The 16,287-nt window shown below is 34.7% G+C and carries 19 protein-coding genes; 14 read left to right on the forward strand and 5 right to left on the reverse strand.

Going from position 1 to position 16,287, the window contains the following annotated elements; all coding sequences use genetic code 11:
- Positions 1-15: 15 nt before the first annotated feature.
- Positions 16-1,734 (forward strand): GMC family oxidoreductase, encoded by a 1,719-nt coding sequence (locus tag H9636_RS05645; protein ID WP_191706652.1) that lies wholly within the window; start codon positions 16-18, stop codon positions 1,732-1,734.
- Between the two features lie 269 nt (positions 1,735-2,003).
- Here the strand turns inward: H9636_RS05645 and tatA (H9636_RS05650) are convergent, their stop codons facing one another.
- The 3 genes from tatA (H9636_RS05650) to tatC form a co-directional block, all read right to left on the reverse strand.
- Positions 2,004-2,180, reverse strand: a complete 177-nt coding sequence (tatA, locus tag H9636_RS05650) for a twin-arginine translocase TatA/TatE family subunit (RefSeq protein WP_191706653.1) — start codon at positions 2,178-2,180, stop codon at positions 2,004-2,006.
- Positions 2,181-2,312: 132 nt separating this feature from the next.
- On the reverse strand, positions 2,313-2,540 hold the full coding sequence (gene tatA, locus H9636_RS05655; RefSeq protein ID WP_191706654.1) for a twin-arginine translocase TatA/TatE family subunit: 228 nt from the start codon (positions 2,538-2,540) through the stop codon (positions 2,313-2,315).
- A gap of 27 nt (positions 2,541-2,567) precedes the next feature.
- The gene (gene tatC, locus H9636_RS05660; RefSeq protein ID WP_191706655.1) at positions 2,568-3,311 is read right to left on the reverse strand and encodes a twin-arginine translocase subunit TatC; all 744 of its coding nucleotides are present in this window, start codon (positions 3,309-3,311) and stop codon (positions 2,568-2,570) included.
- A gap of 205 nt (positions 3,312-3,516) precedes the next feature.
- On the opposite strand from tatC, the gene H9636_RS05665 reads away from it, so the two are divergent.
- The 5 genes from H9636_RS05665 (at position 3,517) to H9636_RS05685 (ending at position 8,150) form a co-directional block, all read left to right on the forward strand.
- On the forward strand, positions 3,517-3,774 hold the full coding sequence (locus H9636_RS05665) for a hypothetical protein (RefSeq protein ID WP_191706656.1): 258 nt from the start codon (positions 3,517-3,519) through the stop codon (positions 3,772-3,774).
- 17 nt (positions 3,775-3,791) lie between these two features.
- Entirely contained in the window at positions 3,792-4,553 is a 762-nt protein-coding gene (locus tag H9636_RS05670) for a gluconate 2-dehydrogenase subunit 3 family protein (protein ID WP_191706657.1), read from the forward strand.
- A 31-nt stretch (positions 4,554-4,584) separates the two neighbouring features.
- Positions 4,585-6,303 carry a GMC family oxidoreductase gene (locus H9636_RS05675; RefSeq protein ID WP_191706658.1) on the forward strand — a complete coding sequence of 573 codons (1,719 nt, stop codon included), beginning with the start codon at positions 4,585-4,587 and terminating at the stop codon, positions 6,301-6,303.
- A gap of 230 nt (positions 6,304-6,533) precedes the next feature.
- Positions 6,534-7,646, forward strand: coding sequence for a M20/M25/M40 family metallo-hydrolase (locus H9636_RS05680; RefSeq protein ID WP_191706659.1), 1,113 nt, complete (start codon positions 6,534-6,536; stop codon positions 7,644-7,646).
- 18 nt (positions 7,647-7,664) lie between these two features.
- On the forward strand, positions 7,665-8,150 hold the full coding sequence (locus H9636_RS05685; protein WP_191706660.1) for a chemotaxis protein CheW: 486 nt from the start codon (positions 7,665-7,667) through the stop codon (positions 8,148-8,150).
- Between the two features lie 105 nt (positions 8,151-8,255).
- Here the strand turns inward: H9636_RS05685 and H9636_RS05690 are convergent, their stop codons facing one another.
- A complete protein-coding gene (locus H9636_RS05690; RefSeq protein WP_225230094.1) occupies positions 8,256-8,915 on the reverse strand; it encodes a DedA family protein in 660 nt (219 codons plus the stop codon).
- Positions 8,916-9,282: 367 nt separating this feature from the next.
- Here H9636_RS05690 and H9636_RS05695 point away from each other — a divergent pair, with 367 nt between their 5' ends.
- The 4 genes from H9636_RS05695 to H9636_RS05710 are packed head-to-tail and all read left to right on the forward strand — an operon-like array spanning position 9,283 to position 10,975.
- Entirely contained in the window at positions 9,283-9,645 is a 363-nt protein-coding gene (locus H9636_RS05695; RefSeq protein WP_191706661.1) for a fluoride efflux transporter FluC, read from the forward strand.
- Positions 9,630-9,974 carry a fluoride efflux transporter FluC gene (locus tag H9636_RS05700; protein WP_191706662.1) on the forward strand — a complete coding sequence of 115 codons (345 nt, stop codon included), beginning with the start codon at positions 9,630-9,632 and terminating at the stop codon, positions 9,972-9,974. Before H9636_RS05695 ends, H9636_RS05700 begins: the two co-directional genes overlap by 16 nt.
- 45 nt (positions 9,975-10,019) lie before the next feature.
- Positions 10,020-10,505 carry a nucleoside 2-deoxyribosyltransferase gene (locus H9636_RS05705; protein ID WP_191706663.1) on the forward strand — a complete coding sequence of 162 codons (486 nt, stop codon included), beginning with the start codon at positions 10,020-10,022 and terminating at the stop codon, positions 10,503-10,505.
- A 2-nt stretch (positions 10,506-10,507) separates the two neighbouring features.
- Complete coding sequence (locus H9636_RS05710; protein WP_191706664.1) at positions 10,508-10,975, forward strand: DUF4064 domain-containing protein; 468 nt, start codon at positions 10,508-10,510, stop codon at positions 10,973-10,975.
- Between the two features lie 36 nt (positions 10,976-11,011).
- Here H9636_RS05710 and H9636_RS05715 read toward each other — a convergent pair whose 3' ends face one another.
- The gene (locus tag H9636_RS05715; protein WP_191706665.1) at positions 11,012-11,533 is read right to left on the reverse strand and encodes a methylated-DNA--[protein]-cysteine S-methyltransferase; all 522 of its coding nucleotides are present in this window, start codon (positions 11,531-11,533) and stop codon (positions 11,012-11,014) included.
- A 249-nt stretch (positions 11,534-11,782) separates the two neighbouring features.
- Here H9636_RS05715 and H9636_RS05720 point away from each other — a divergent pair, with 249 nt between their 5' ends.
- The 4 genes from H9636_RS05720 (at position 11,783) to H9636_RS05735 (ending at position 16,148) form a co-directional block, all read left to right on the forward strand.
- Positions 11,783-13,702 carry an FUSC family protein gene (locus H9636_RS05720; protein WP_191706666.1) on the forward strand — a complete coding sequence of 640 codons (1,920 nt, stop codon included), beginning with the start codon at positions 11,783-11,785 and terminating at the stop codon, positions 13,700-13,702.
- Positions 13,703-13,920: 218 nt separating this feature from the next.
- Complete coding sequence (locus tag H9636_RS05725; protein ID WP_191706667.1) at positions 13,921-14,463, forward strand: NADPH-dependent FMN reductase; 543 nt, start codon at positions 13,921-13,923, stop codon at positions 14,461-14,463.
- Positions 14,464-14,598: 135 nt separating this feature from the next.
- On the forward strand, positions 14,599-15,141 hold the full coding sequence (locus H9636_RS05730) for an NADPH-dependent FMN reductase (protein WP_191706668.1): 543 nt from the start codon (positions 14,599-14,601) through the stop codon (positions 15,139-15,141).
- Positions 15,142-15,359: 218 nt separating this feature from the next.
- Entirely contained in the window at positions 15,360-16,148 is a 789-nt protein-coding gene (locus tag H9636_RS05735) for an ABC transporter ATP-binding protein (RefSeq protein WP_191706669.1), read from the forward strand.
- Positions 16,149-16,287 lie beyond the last annotated feature (139 nt).

Here is a 16,287-nt window from a genome sequence, read left to right on the forward strand (position 1 = left end):
AATGGAGTAATGAAAATGGCAACAAAATTACCAAAGGTAGATATAGTAACGGTAGGTGTTGGTTGGACTGGTGGTATTATTGCCGCAGAACTAGCCAAAAAAGGATATAAAGTAGTAGGTCTAGAGCGCGGTAAAGCCCGTACGACTGCTGATTACTTAATGGTACACGATGAACTTCGTTATGCTTCACGTTTAGAAATGATGCAAGATTTATCAAAAGAAACTTGGACACTTCGTCATGATCCTGATCAAACAGCATTACCAATGCGCCAACATGGTTCATTCTTAATCGGTGATGGTTTAGGTGGTTCTGGTGAGCACTGGAACGGTTTAACTTATCGTTTCATGCCTTACGATTTTGAAATTTATACAAAAACGGTTGAACGTTACGGGAAAGATAAAATACCTGCAGATATGCCATTGCAAGATTGGGGTATTACGTATGATGAATTAGAACCTTATTTCGATAAATTTGATCAACTAATTGGTCTATCAGGAGAACAGAATCCATTCCCAGGTTCACCAAAAGTTGAATATCCAACAGCTCCATTATTAAATACTCCTTCAATGAAAATGTTTAAAGAAGCAGCAACTAAATTAGGATATCATCCATATACAGCTCCTGCTGCAACATTATCAGAAGATTACACAAATCCAGATGGAATTACACGTGGAGCTTGCCAATATTGTGGATTCTGTGAGCGTTTTGGCTGTGAATATGGTGCAAAAGCATCACCAGTCGTAACAGTTTTACCAGTTGCAAAAGAAACAGGAAACCACGAAGTTCGTAATTTCAGTTATGTTCGTCGAGTTTTACATGAAAATGGTAAAGCTACTGGTGTATTGTATGTGGATACTAATACAGGTGAAGAGTTTATCCAAGAAGCGGATGTTGTTGTGATTTCTGCATATGCAATTAACAATGTACGTTTATTATTGAATTCTAAACTTGGTAAACCATACGATCCTAAAACGGGTAAAGGTGTCGTTGGTAAAAACTATGCGTACCAAATTACTTCAGCAAGTACTACTGGTTACTTTGAAGATAAAGAATTCAACTTATACGCCGGTACTGGTGCATTAGCTTCGGTTCTTGATGATTTTAATGGTGACAATTTTGATCATACAGATTTAGATTTCATTCACGGTGGAAACATTGCATTAGGTCATTATGGTAAACGTCCAATCGCGAATAACTCTACTCCAAAAGGAACACCTTCTTGGGGAGCTGAATTCAAAGATGCATCTGTAAAATATGCAAACCGTACTTTAAGTATTGGTAGCCAAGGATCTGTAATGCCTCATAAAAATAACTACTTAGACCTTGATCCTACATATACTGACCAATTTGGTGACCCATTATTACGTATGACATTTAACTATCGTGAAAACGAACGTAATCAACAAAAATTCATTCGTGATATTACGACTAAAATCATGAAAGAAATGGGTGCTGATATTATTGATCCAGCTGGTGACCAAGGTGATTGGGATACTACAAAATATCAAACAACGCATAACACAGGTGGCGCAATTATGGGTGCTGATCCAGAAACTTCAGTTTTAAATAGCTACCTACAAATGTGGGATTGTGAAAACGTCTTTATCCCTGGTGCAAGTGCCTTCCCGCATAACTCAGGTATGAACCCAACTGGAACTGTAGGTGCACTAGCATACCGTGCTGCAGAAGGAATTGAAAAATACCTTAAAAACGGTGGCGGCTCTTTAGTATAATTTTGTCTGAAATGAAATAGTAAAACAAAGTTAAATAGAAATAGTCTTATAATATTTAAATAAGTTTCTAGTCAACAACATAAAAAGGGTGGTGGGATGTATTCCTACCATCTTTTTTGTCGTTAGTAACTTTCAAACCATTGGACAAATGGGTATGGATATATTTTTTTCTAAGTTGTTGAAACGGGAAAACTTCAAGTGTTACAAAAATTAAAGTTTTCTATTGAAAAATATGTTAATAGGTTATGAAAATTTCATAAGGTCCTAGGTTATTGTTCTTTTTTCTCATCATCTTCATCGTTAATGACATTTTTTGTTGAATCCTTAAAGTTTTTTAATGATTCGCCAATTGAACGGCCTAACTTTGGCAGTTTGGAAGGACCAAAGATGATTAAAATAATAACTAAAATAATAATTAACCCAGGGATACCAATTGAGTTCAACATACAGTTTTTCCTCCAATTTGTTTACTGCAAAAGATATAAGTGTATTTCAACTTTTAATCCCCTCTAAATATTCGTGTATCTGTTAGGCTCACTCGTATATAGAGGGGACAAATAGTTTGTTTGAAAGCGGACTTATTTATTTGCAGCCTCTTCTTTTTTATTATCTACTAAAGTGAATTCTTCTTTTACTTCTTTAAATTCACCAGATACATCGTCAACAACATCTTTCGTTGAAGCTTTAAATTCCTTTAATGTTTGTCCAACTGCACGACCTAATTGAGGTAATTTTGATGGTCCGAAAAGAATTAATGCAATGACTAGGATGATAATTAATCCTGGAACTCCGATAGATTGAAACATGAAAAAATCCTCCTTAAAAAATAATTGTTATTCGGTTCCTTCTTGTTGTGCTGTTTTTAACTGTTTTTTATAAGTTTTTTCTGAAACGATAATACTTATTTCAAATAAAAGTAATAGCGGAATAATAATTAAAAAATCTGATACAAAATCTGGTGGCGAAATCATGACACCGATCACGATTAGAATGAAATAAGATACTTTTCTCATTTTTCTTAGTCGATTTGGAGTAACAATCCCTAACTTGGTTAAAAATAATATTATTACCGGCAATTCAAAAACGAGACCTACAGGAATAAGTAAGTTAAACATTAATGTAAAGTACTGTTTCATTCCATAAGTTTCAGTTGCACCAATCGATTCATTAATATTGGACATAAAATTTAGCATAAGTGGGAATAAAATAAAGTAACTAAATGATATTCCTATAATAAATAAAAGAAAGGCTACTGGAATGAAGATTGCTGCACTATTAGATTCTTGATCAGTTAGAGCAGGTTTAGTAAATAACCAAAGTTGATGCATTGCAATCGGTAATGTAATACAAATCGATACAATTAGTGCACATTTCACGTAAATTGAGATGCCATCTGTATAACCAAAAACGTTCCAATCAACATGTTTTGCAACATCTTGAGATTTTAAAAATTGTAAAATATCCGGTGCGAAAATGAAACCGATCAATAGTGTCACAACGAAGACTACGCAAATAATAATTAATCGTTTGCGAAGTTCTTCTAAATGCTCAACTAATGTATATTCTTTTTCTTCCATTTTTTCACCAACCTTTCAAAACAAACTATTAAAGAAAAAATTAACAGGAAAATTTCAATTTCAAGATAAGCACTTTACATTGTATACAATCCTGTTATAAAATGAAATGGTTTTGTAGGACACAGAAGTAAATTATACACTCTTTATCCAAAAAGTAAATTATTAATTCCTTTTATTTGAGTGGAAAGGTAAGGAGGGAATTATCATGACAGAGTATAGCCGCGATGAGCTTTTTACAATCTTACAAGTGTTATCCGGAATTACATTAACTGTAGGTTATGCATTTACTATAAATGTATACAACAGTTCTGTACCAGCCTTCGCGCTTATTGGAACAGCTGTAGGTTTAGCCATTATTATAGGTTGCTGGATCGGCTTAAGACATTTAGGCTTCATGCTTACGATGATTATTACATCAATAGTATTTACAATTTATTTTAATTTTGGAGCTATGTTTAGTTAATTTAAGGAGGAGTCATCATGGCAGAGAAAGAAAACTTCACAGAAAAACGTTCGACGAGACGTAATTTCTTAAAGAATTCAGGTTTGACCCTTGGGGGATTAGTACTTGGTGGAGCTGTAACAAGTTTAGTAGTAAAAAATAATGAAGGTACTACGACGACAGAACATGAAGCAGCACATGGTGGGGGTACAACAACAAATTATAACCACGCGTTAATGTTCTTTACTCCTGCAGAATACCAAACGGCTGCTGCAGCAGTTGAGCGAATTTATCCAGAAGATGAGAACGGCCCAGGCGCTAAAGAATTAGGAGCAGCCGTTTATATTGACCACCAACTCGCAGGTCAATGGGGTAATAATGTAAAAGATTATCGTTTAGGTGCATTTTATAAACCGGGAGAAAATCAAGGTCCACAAACGAAATTATTACGTAAAGATTTATTCCGTGCAGGTTTAGAAGCTCTTGATGCATATTCAAAAGAAAACTATGATGCCGTATTTACAGGATTAGAACCTGAACAACAAGATGAAGTTTTAACCGCTTTCAGTGAAGGAAAAGTGACATTATACGGTAATACAGGTTCAGGTGAATTCTTCAGTTTATTACGTACGATGACAATTGAAGGGGTTTACGCAGATCCAATGTACGGCGGTAATAATGAAATGAAAGGCTGGGCAATGCGTAAGTATCCAGGTTCTCGTATGCAATATGTAAATGAAATTCAAAGTGATGAATTTATCGAATTAAAACCAGAGGGCTTAAGTAGCCACATGAGCTAACATTTGGATAGTAGAAAGGATTGACACTTACATGGTAACAAAATTAGATAAAGCCCAAGTAGTAGTAGTCGGTATGGGTTGGGCAGGCGGTATTGTTTCCGCAGAACTAACAAAGGCTGGAATTAACGTAGTCGGGCTGGAACGTGGTAAAGATCGTACAACAGCAGACTATACAATGGCTCACGATGAGTTACGTTATCAACATCGTACAGAGTTAATGCAAGATTTATCAAAAGAGACAATTACTTATCGTAGTTCTTTAAAACAAAAGGCACTTCCAATGCGCCATTACGGTACTTTCATCGTTGGTGATGGAGTAGGGGGAGCAGGTTCCCACTGGAATGGACAAACATATCGTTTTTTACCATATGATTTCGAAATTCGTTCCCAAACAGTTGATCGTTATGGCGAAGGTAAAATTCCAGGTTGGATGACGCTTCAAGACTGGGGAATTACTTATGATGAACTTGAGCCTTACTATGAAAAATTTGAATATATGGCTGGTATTTCTGGGGAAGAAGTTGAACTGTGGGGTAAACGTGCGAAACCATATCCAACTGGCCCATTAGTAAAAACGCCAATCATGAAAACTTTTGAAGAAGCTGCAACAAGCCTAGGATATAAACCGTTCGTAATTCCAGCAGCCAACCTTTCTGAATCTTATACAAATCCAGATGGTATTCAACGTGGTGCGTGTCAATACTGTGCATACTGTGAAAACTTCGGATGTGAATACGGAGCAAAAGGTGATCCTGCTGTAACAGTGATTCCTGTAGCAAAACAAACAGGTAAACTGGACCTACGTACACATGCGAACGTATTAGAAATTACTTCTGCTAATGGTAAAGCAACGGGCGTACTTTACGTAGATATGTTAACGGGTGAAAAATTCGAACAACCTGCTGATGTCGTTGTTATCACTTCTTATGTATTTAATAACGCACGTTTATTATTAAACTCGAACTTAGGTACACCTTATGACCCGAAAACAGGTAAAGGTACGATTGGGAAAAACTATTGTTACCAAGTAACTGGTGGTACAACGCAATTATTCTTTGAAGATAAAGAGTTTAACTTATACGGCGGTGCTGGTGCATTAGGGATTGAAATTGCCGAATATATGGGTGATAATTTTGACCATTCCGATGTAAACTTTATTCATGGAGCTGGTATTCGCTCTACTCAATACGGTGATCGTCCGATTGCAACGAACCGTGTGCCAAAAGGTACACCTAACTGGGGTGCAGAATTTAAAAAGCAATCCATTAAATATGCGAACTCAAACTTCCCAGTAAAAACACAGGGTGCAAGTATGCCACACCGCGAAAACTACTTAGACCTTGATCCTGAATATAAAGATGCTTGGGGTTATCCTTTACTGCGTATGACGTATGAATATACGGATAATGACCGTGAATTAGTAAAATTCATGGCGACAAAAACGCGTGAAATCGGTGAAAAAATCGGTGCGGATATTATCGAAACTTCAGAAGAACAAGGTAACTTCAGTGTAAATAAAGATACAAATACCCACAATACTGGTGGCGTTATAATGGGATCAGATCCAGAAACATCTGCCCTAAATAAATATCAACAAATGTGGGAAGTAGAAAATGTATTTGTAGTAGGTGCATCTTCGTTCCCACACAACTCATGTTTTAACCCAACTGGTACAGTTGGAGCATTATCATACTTAGCTGCTGAAGGTATTCAAAATTACATTAAAAATGGCGGCGGATTATTAGTTTAATCGTTTTGTAAGTTTTTCTACATCTAATATAAATCAAGTTTTAGTCAACGATGAATGGGCGATTCTTTATGAATCGCCTGTTTTTATTTAAAAAAGTGTAACCAAATTTTCCGAAAATAAAAAAGGAAAATGAAATTTTTGGTCAAAAAAGAAACCTTTAGGTTTGTGCTCCTTTCTAGAGAGGCGTAAAATAAGATGGAGATTATCCAAAGAAAAGGGAGTTTTTTTACATGAATAGTCGTTTAGTAAACGAATTTTTAGAATTAGTTCAAATTGATTCTGAAACAAAACATGAAGAGGTCATTGCACCAATTCTAGTAAAAAAATTAAAAGATATGGGATTCGAAGTTTTTCAAGATGATGCACATACACGAAATGGTCATGCTGCTGGTAATATTATTGCCACATTACAAGGTACAATAGAAGCAGATCCAATTTATTTTACTGTACACATGGATACAGTCGTCCCGGGAGTTGGCATTAAACCGGAGATTAGAGAAGATGGATATATCTATTCTGACGGAACAACCATCTTAGGTGCAGACGATAAAGCAGGAATGGCAGCGCTTTTCGAAATGGCGAAACGTTTAAAAGAACAAAATATTGATCATGGTACAATTCAATTTATTATTACTGCTGGAGAAGAAAGTGGTTTGGCAGGTGCAAAAGAATTGGACCCATCATTCATTCAAGCTAAATACGGATTTGCTGTAGATAGCGATGGGAAAGTAGGTGGAATTGTAACTGCAGCCCCATTCCAAGCGAAAATTGAAACAAAGATTTATGGTAAAACTGCCCATGCAGGTGTGGCACCTGAAAAAGGAATTTCAGCGATTACGTTAGCTTCCAAAGCGATTGCAAAAATGAATCTCGGTCGAATCGATGAAGAAACAACGGCAAATATTGGGCGATTCGAAGGTGGGAAAGCTACAAACATTGTTTGTGATGAAGTGTATATTTTAGCTGAAGCTCGTTCGATTAATAAAGATAAATTAGATGCTCAAACGAAACATATGAAAGAAACTTTCGAAAATGTTTCCCAAAGTTTAGGGGGACGTGCTGAAGTTGAAGTTAAATTAATGTATCCAGGCTTTTCTGTTACAGAATCTGATCGTGTTGTACAAATTGCGATGGAAGCTGTCACAAAAGTTGGACGCAAACCATTATTAGGTACTTCAGGTGGGGGGAGCGATGCCAATGTTATCGCTGGTTTTGGTATTCCAACTGTAAATCTCTCTGTCGGCTATGAAGAAATTCATACGACAAAAGAGCGTATGCCTATTGAAGAATTGGAGAAATTAGCCGATTTATTAGTGGAGATTGTAAAATGCTCTGCAAAGTAGAGTAACGAGGTGATAGCAATGACATTTAATCAAGCACTTATTTTTGGTTGTGGTAATGAAGAATATGCTGTACCAGTTGAACAAGTAGTATCAATTGAAAAATTAAATAATGTTACACCGATTCCACACCTACCGATTTATTTACTTGGTTTTACGAAAATTCGAGGAGAAATAATTCCAATTATTGATCTCAATCGTATTTTATATAATAGAGAAAGTTACGGGGAGTTATGTCGCATTATCGTAGTCAATACCGATATTGTTCATTTTGGTTTAGTTGTTAGTGAAGCAAAGGAAATAGTAGATTTTTCTGGAACGGATATTCATCAAGTAGGACTAGTAAATTATACAAAAACCCAATATTTCACGGCTGTAGCCAATTTGGAAGATCGGATGATAACGTGTGTTGATCCGAAAATATTAGTTAATTCTTTGGAAGGTATTCGAGAAATAATCGATTATTTAGAAAAAATGCGACAGGATGAAAGTGCGTTAAACACGTAAAAATTAAAATGCTAATAGGCGATGAAATTATTTAACCGTCATGTTTCAAAAAAGAAACGTAAATGGCAAGTTATAAAATCAGCCTATTAGCTATTTTTTTAGTTTTTATACTTCGGTATTTTCTGCAATGGTCGTATGTTTTTTCCGAAAGTGTGATATGAAACCAAATATACCCGGAATAAACATGATTACAGTAATAAGCATTAATGTGACAAATAAATTTTTTTCTACCCAAGGAATATTTCCTAGTGCAAAACCTGTACCAAGCCAAACTGTCGTCCAAATGAAAGCGCCGATGATATTGTAACGTACAAAATGATAGTACGGATGTCCAGTATATGCAGCGATAAATGGTGTCATCGTTCTCATCAAAGGAATAAACCTTGAAAATGTAATGGCAATTTTTCCATATTCATCTAGAAACTCTCTCGCCCGATCAATCGTAGATAGTGGAATAAACTTTATTTTTTCGGTTGGTATTTTAGCAAAATTTCGTCCGATAAAAAAATTGTTACTATCAGCTAAAGAGGTTGCGATAAAAAATAAAAGAAATAAAATCACTATATTTAATTCCCCTACTGCAGCAATTGTCCCACTAGCAAATACAAGGGAATCACCTGGTAAAAAAGTTAAAATAACAAAACCTGTCTTGCCAAATACGATTAGAAATAGGATAAAGTAAATGTATATCCCAAATTTATCTATATAATAGTAAAGTTCAGAATCAAGTTTATTTAGTAATTCAAAGATTTCAGACATACTCATGTAGTTAACTCCAATCGTTAAGTCTAATTTCTACCTTATTAAATTATATTCATAAATTAAAATAATTAACCTAATATTCAACTATGGTTAGTGAAACTTTTTTGTTATTGCCCCGTATAGAAAGAGGAAACAATCAATCTTGATAAAAAATCGTCATTTAAATAAGAGATTCTTACTTTTAAAAGGTTTGAAATAAGGACTCGGAACAGTGTATACTACTAAATAGGTAAATTTGGATAGATGGGGAAAATTAGGAAATAGGATGGTACTTCTTGTTAAAAACTCTATGTTAATAGAGTATTTCATTTTCATTGAAGTTCTAAAATACTATTTTTAACATTAAATTGTTTCATTTGGAGAGGTATTATTGAAAAATTTGTTTCAAGTCTTCTTAGGCGGTATGATTGGCTCTCTTTTACGTTTTATCGTCCAATCACTTACGAGTGTTTCGATTATGTTGTGGGTTGTGAATGTATTGGGCAGTTTTGCTCTAGGGAGCTTAAACGGTTATTTTGAAAGGAAAGAAAATAAATTAAAACTTCTTTTCACAACTGGTATGCTAGGTGCTTTTACAACATTTTCAACCTTTTCCGAATATTGGTTTCATCAATTACAGGAAAATCAGGTAGTTGGTATCCTTTATGGAATAGCAATGACACTCTCTTGTTTTTTGGCTGCTTTCGGAGGGTATTATTTGAATCGAGGGATGACTAAATGGAGTGGATCTTAGTCGCCCTTGGGGGTGGAGTAGGGGCTACATTAAGATATAGTACACAACGTTTCATTCAACAAATGGATGTTCCTTCCTTTTGGGCTACTGCTCTCGTCAATTTATTAGGTTCGTTTTTATTAGGTAATGTAGGTTCTTGGACATTTATCGAAAGTACAATGTTATCGTTTTTAACGATAGGTGTGTTAGGTGGATTTACAACCTTTTCAACCTTTGCATTTGATTTGGTCAAATTGATCGATTCAAAACAGTGGAGAATGGCTCTTCTATTTACCGGAATTAATCTATTGGGAGGGATTTTATTCTTTTGGTTTGGATGGAATCTTTAGTTATATAATCGTTTTTTCATACATACATTAAAGGCGGTAATGAACATGAAAGCTTACTTGGCAAATGGTTTATTTTCCATCGGAGATCGATTAGTAAATGAATTATTAGCAAAAGAAATACGAAAAGCAATACCAAATATTGATTTATATGTACCACAGGAAAACGATGTGATTAATGATAAACAAAGCTTTGCTGATAGTTTAGCGATTGCCAGTGCAGATTTGGAAAAATTACAGGAAAGTGATATTTTAATCGCTGTCTTAGATGGAATTGAAGTAGATTCTGGTGTTGCTGCTGAGATTGGTGTATTTTCTACTTTTAACCGGCCGATCGTCGCTCTTTTCTCAGATGTACGTCAACTTGGTCGAGATAATCAACAAAAAATAGATGCCCTCATCCAAGATGGGACTGAAAATCAATTCATCTATCGCAATTTATTTGTAATTGGAATTATTAAGCAACATGGTGTCATTGTGAGTACTGTGGAAGATGTTATTAAAAATATAGAAAAATTTAGTAAGGGAGAATGAAAATGAAAAGAACTGGTGAAAGAATATTAAGTATTGTGTCTGCTGTATTAAATTTAATAGGTGTAGGGTTTTTAATTTTCATGTTATTTATAAGTAAAATGATTGTTGAGGATCCAGCCTTTCAAACTGAGTTTGAGAATTCGATTTATGAAGATGCAAGTATAAACGGATACGACCCTGTATACGGTATGGAAATTATGGATGATGTTATGGCACTTATTAACACGATTGGTTGGTTAGTAGTCGTAGTTGCTATTATTGCAATTGTATTAGCAGTAGTTGGGGCTGTTAAAGTAAATCAAAATGCTAAATTGGCGGGAATTTTATTTATCATTGCAGCAGTTTTATCAGGTATCGTTTCGATTTCGGGAATTTTATTAATTATTGCTGCGATTATGTGTTTTGTACGCAAACCAAAAACATTCGAATATGATGAACAAAGAGATGAAAATGGATATATCATCGATTAGTCAAAAGCAGTGCAATTTGCACTGCTTTTTGTTTTACTATGGTTTATATGTAATTCCTTCTAGAGTTAGTAGTTTTTCTTTTACATCCAGTCCGCCACTGAATCCGGTTAAAGTTCCGTTTTTTCCTAATACGCGGTGGCAGGGAATTGCAATGGCCACAGGATTTGCTCCGATAGCAGTACCGACTGCTCGAACGGCCTTCGGATTTCCAATTTTGAAGGCAATATCTGAGTAGCACTTCGTTTGGCCAAAGGGAATCTCTTGTAACACCTTCCAAACAGCCATTTGGAAAGCAGTTCCACTAATGTCAAAGGAAAAAGTAAATTGGGTTCTTTTACCTTCAAAGTATTCAATAAGTTCATTTTTATATAGAGTTAACTTTTCTTCATTTTCGACGATCTCACTATTCGGAAACTGTTTACTACAACATGAAATTAAATCTTCAATTGATGAATGCTCAGTGCCGACGTAACAAAGTCCCTTTTCTGTACAAGCGATATAAACTTTCCATTTATTATGTTCTAGAAAATGATAGTATATAGGTTTTGTATTATGCATAAAAATACCCCCGTTTTCTCTATTCTATCACGAATTGCATAAGTTTTTACCGTCTTTTCTAATTGTATACAAATAGAATGGGGAAGGAAATGATTGTGATATAATAAATAATAGAGCAATCGTTCCTCTTTCAAAGTAGGAGCGATTTTTATATTCATTAATTATATGAATTTTTACCTTCTGATTATCTAGTTATGGATTAGGGAAAAATAATTTGAATGGTATTTTTTATGTAAGGAGAGAACTGTCATGGGGAATACGATACATAGTCCTTCAATTTTTAAACAAGCTTTAACGGTTAATAAAAAACCATTTCCATGGTTAAAGGCTCTTTTAGCTGGTTTTGCTGCAGGGTTTCCGATTGCAGTTGGGTTATTGTTTGGTAGTTTAGAGTATGGATTACTCGCAGGATTGGGTGGTTTTACTTATTTATATGTATTTCCTATACCTTATGCCCAATTAGCAAAAAAGCTTACATGGTGTATTTTAGCGATTACGTTATGTGTATTTTTAGGAACTGTTTTGGCTCCTTATCCTATTTTCGCCGCAATTGTAATGGGACTCATTGGGGCAACCGGGTTATTTATATTTGGAGCATTTCGATTAATTGGTCCTTCAGCTATATTTTTTGTTCTCATATTTGCGATGACAACGGGGATGCCAGTCGCCCCAGAAGAAGCCTTTATGAGAGCTGGTTTAGCCTTTTTAGGTGGGGTATTTTCATGGATCATTGCCATGAGTGGATGGTTTTTTAACCCACACGGACCTGAAAGGGTAGTTGTAAAAAGATCCTATATACAATTAGCTAATTTTTTAGATGCCATCGGGACTGAAAAAGAGAATGATGCTCAACACGCTGTTATGGCTACTTTAAAGGAAGCTAGCCAAATAATTGCATCGGGTTACATTCCTTGGCGTAGAACGGATGTTTTCAATCATCTGTATGTGTTAAATAATTATGCTAATAAAATCTTTTTATATGCAGTCGAACATTTTACTGATAGAAAAGAGCAAATACCTATCGAGTTTGGAGAATCTTTACGTACCATCGCCCATATCGTCGATTCAAAAAAATTTCATGAAGTAGAAACGATCCCTTTACCACATCCAAATCATATGGAAGAGCATATGGCCCAATTATTTATAGAAATTAATGAGGCAAAAAATAGTTTATCGGTTTCCAAAACGAAATTACTAGAACAAGTGGAAATTTCAAAGCCTACAGCAAAAAGAGTATTATTAGGGGCTTTTGATATAAATTCAATTATTTTCATTAACTCAATACGATTTGGTATTTTTACGATGCTTGCCGCTATCATTGCCTATGAGTTGGATTTAGATCGTTCCTTTTGGGTACCTCTTTCATGTGTTGCGGTTATGAGTGGTGCCACAGTTGTCGCGACTCTTCATAGAGGGATACAAAGAAGTTTAGGAACTATTTTTGGTATATTAATTGCAAGCTTCATCCTCGCTTTTCATCCAACCGGATATATTATTGCCTTTCTCGTTTTTCTTTTAACATTCATTACTGAGTTATTTATCGTTAAAAATTATGGTTTAGCCGCCTTATTTTTTACTCCGAATGCTTTAATCATGGCTGAAGCAGGTTCTAAAGGGCATTATGCATTTACATATTTTGCAACTGCTCGACTAATTGATGTAATCATTGGGATAGCGATTGGTTTAATCGGTGTATGGTTAATCGGTCGAAAATCTGCATCCAGTAGACTACCTCACTTAATTGCCAAAACGATTCGAAGTCAAGGACAAGTCTTTTATGCACTGTTTTCGGGTAATAAGATTTATCAACATTATGGAAAAAATATAGAATTTAATAAGATGGAAACAAATATGGCTAATTTAAGTACCGTTTACGATACAGCAGCAGGTGAAATTCCAAAAGATAAAAGGGCGTTAGAGTATTATTGGCCAATTGTTTATTCGTTAGAAGAATTAGCGTTTTTGTTAGATAAATATTCTAAATTCCACTCACGTCCTACACTTGATGATCAGAAGATGGCTCGTTTTTTATTAATTTTTGAGACTTTGGCCAATGCAGCAGAAAGAAAAGATTCTGTCATTGGTAAAGAAATTCCGATCATTTCAGAATATCAAAGCTTACTAGATACAATCGAGAACTTACAAAATAGTTTGAAAAATAAACAATAATAGCTCGGGAGCAAGTTATTACCCATTATAGAAAAAAATAGTTATAATGCATAATAATAAGAATTTTATTTCAATTCAAAAAGTGATTACAATTGATTATTTTGGTGAAAATAACAACAGAATGTTCTATCAAAATTCGAATGAATTAAGGGTAATTTTCTACTTGTTTAATCAATTGGAAAATATTTTCTTATTAAATTTTATATGGAGGTAATGAAATGCTGAACATCGGTATTATTTTAGGAAGTACACGAGAAGGTCGAGTAAGTCCACAAGTTGGTGAGTGGGTAAAGAAAATTGGAGACGCTCGTGGTGATGCAACTTATGAAATTATCGACATTGCTGATTATAAATTACCGTTTTTAGGTGAACCTGGCGGTGATGCATCAGGTGCTGCCCAATGGTCTAGTAAAATTAATGGTTGCGATGGTTTTGTATTTATCGTTCAGGAATATAATCATTCGATAACAGGTGCACTAAAAAATGCCCTCGATTTTCTTCGAGAAGAATGGAATCATAAAGCAGCAGGTATCGTAAGTTATGGCTCTGTAGGTGGAGCGAGAGCGGCAGAACATTTACGTGGCATTTGTGGTGAATTATTGATTGCCGATGTTCGTGTTCATCCAGCATTATCTTTATTCACTGATTTTGAAAATGGGACTGATTTTAAACCGAAAGAAGTTCAAGCCCAATCTGTAAATGACATGTTAGATCAAGTTATTGCATGGAGCACTGCACTTCAAACAGTTCGAAATAAATAATCATAAGATCCCTATTTATTTTACGTAAGTAGGGATTTTACTATTTTATTTTAATTACATAATGGTTTTCATTTTGGCATGAAAATGAGCAAACTGCAGAAAATAATTTGAAAAGTGAAAATGGAGGGAAAAGAAATGAAAGTAGTAGCGATAGTCGGTAGTATACGAAAAGACTCTTATAATAAAAAATTGGCTCAATTTGTACAAAAACGTTACGCAGATAAGTTTGATTTAGAAATATTAACATTAAATGATATTCCTATGTACAATCAGGACATCGAGGAAAATCCTCCACAAGAAGTGCTTGATTTTAAACAGAAGGTAAAAGAAGCGCAAGCTGTTTTATGGGTAACCCCAGAATACAATTCATCTATTCCTGGTGTTTTAGGGAATGCGATTGATTGGCTATCAAGGGTGGATAAAGTAATGATTGGTAAACCGTCTTGGATCATGGGGGCGTCAATGGGGAATCTAGGAACTGCAAAAGCTCAAATGCACTTGCGGGATATATTATTTGCAATTGGTCTTTCATCACCTGTTTTAATTGGGAATGATGTATATATTGGAGCGGTTCATACGAAAATGGATGATAAAGGAAATATAACAGATGAAGGTACTGTACAATTCCTCGATTCAGTAGTGGCCAACTTTATGGAATGGATGAAGTTGTATAGTTAGTCGTATAAAAAATGGAGGGATTTAAACGTATCTCCTTCATTTTTTATTTTTATATGTTATTCAATGTTCGGAAGTATTAAAATAAAGTAAATAGTTCGAAATTATAGACGAAAAGTTTGTACATATTTTTCAAGCTATCTTTCTACAACAAGATTTACAGTGTGAATAGAACCAATTGTCATTGACTAGGAGCTTATGGAAGTTGAAGGAGGAATTCCATGATTCAATTAACTAATGTTTCTGTTATAAAAAATAAAAAAACCATTCTAAAAAATGTAAGTTGGCATGTTGAAAAAGGAGAACATTGGTCGATTTTAGGTTTAAACGGTTCTGGCAAAACAACCCTTTTGAATGTGTTAAATGGTTATTTACATCCAACAACAGGTCAAGTAGAAGTGTTTCATCAACTCTTTGGAAAAACATACTTACCAGACTTACGTAAAAGGATTGGGCTTGTAAGTGCTTCATTGCAGCAACAAATCCAACCTTTTGAAAGTGTATTAAGCATTGTATTAAGCGGAAAGTTTGCATCGATTGGATTATGGGAATCAGTAGAAAAAAGTGATATTCAACTTGCCGAGCATTATATGGAGCTATTACAATGCAATCATTTGCAAGATAAAGAATATGGAACTTTATCGCAAGGGGAACGTCAAAAAGTTTTAATTGCTAGGGCTTTAATGGCACAACCTGAACTTCTTATTTTTGATGAGCCTTGTAATGGTTTAGATATAATTATGCGGGAACATTTACTTGATTTGATTAACGATTTAAGCATGCAAAAAGAATGTCCAACTATGATATACGTAACTCATCATGTAGAAGAAGTGTTACCTTGCTTTAGCCATACGTTGTTATTAAAAAATGGAGAAGTTTTTGACCAAGGCTTGTCAGAGTTTTTATTTACAGAAGATATTTTATCTACATTTTATGACCGCCCTGTTTCAATACAAAAGGAACAAGACCGCACATGGCTTGCTTTAAAAGAAATCGTCCAACATAATTAAATGATCATTGTTTCATTTCCCGTTGAATGCGCGAATATTTTAAAGCATACATCTAAATAAGGTTAGGGATGAACAATTTTTAATATCCCATAGGAAGAGCATGTAGTTTATAGATAGAGGAGGGGGATATTGAATGAAA

Origin of the sequence: Ureibacillus galli (assembly GCF_014836845.1) — a bacterium.
GTDB lineage: Bacteria > Bacillota > Bacilli > Bacillales_A > Planococcaceae > Ureibacillus > Ureibacillus galli.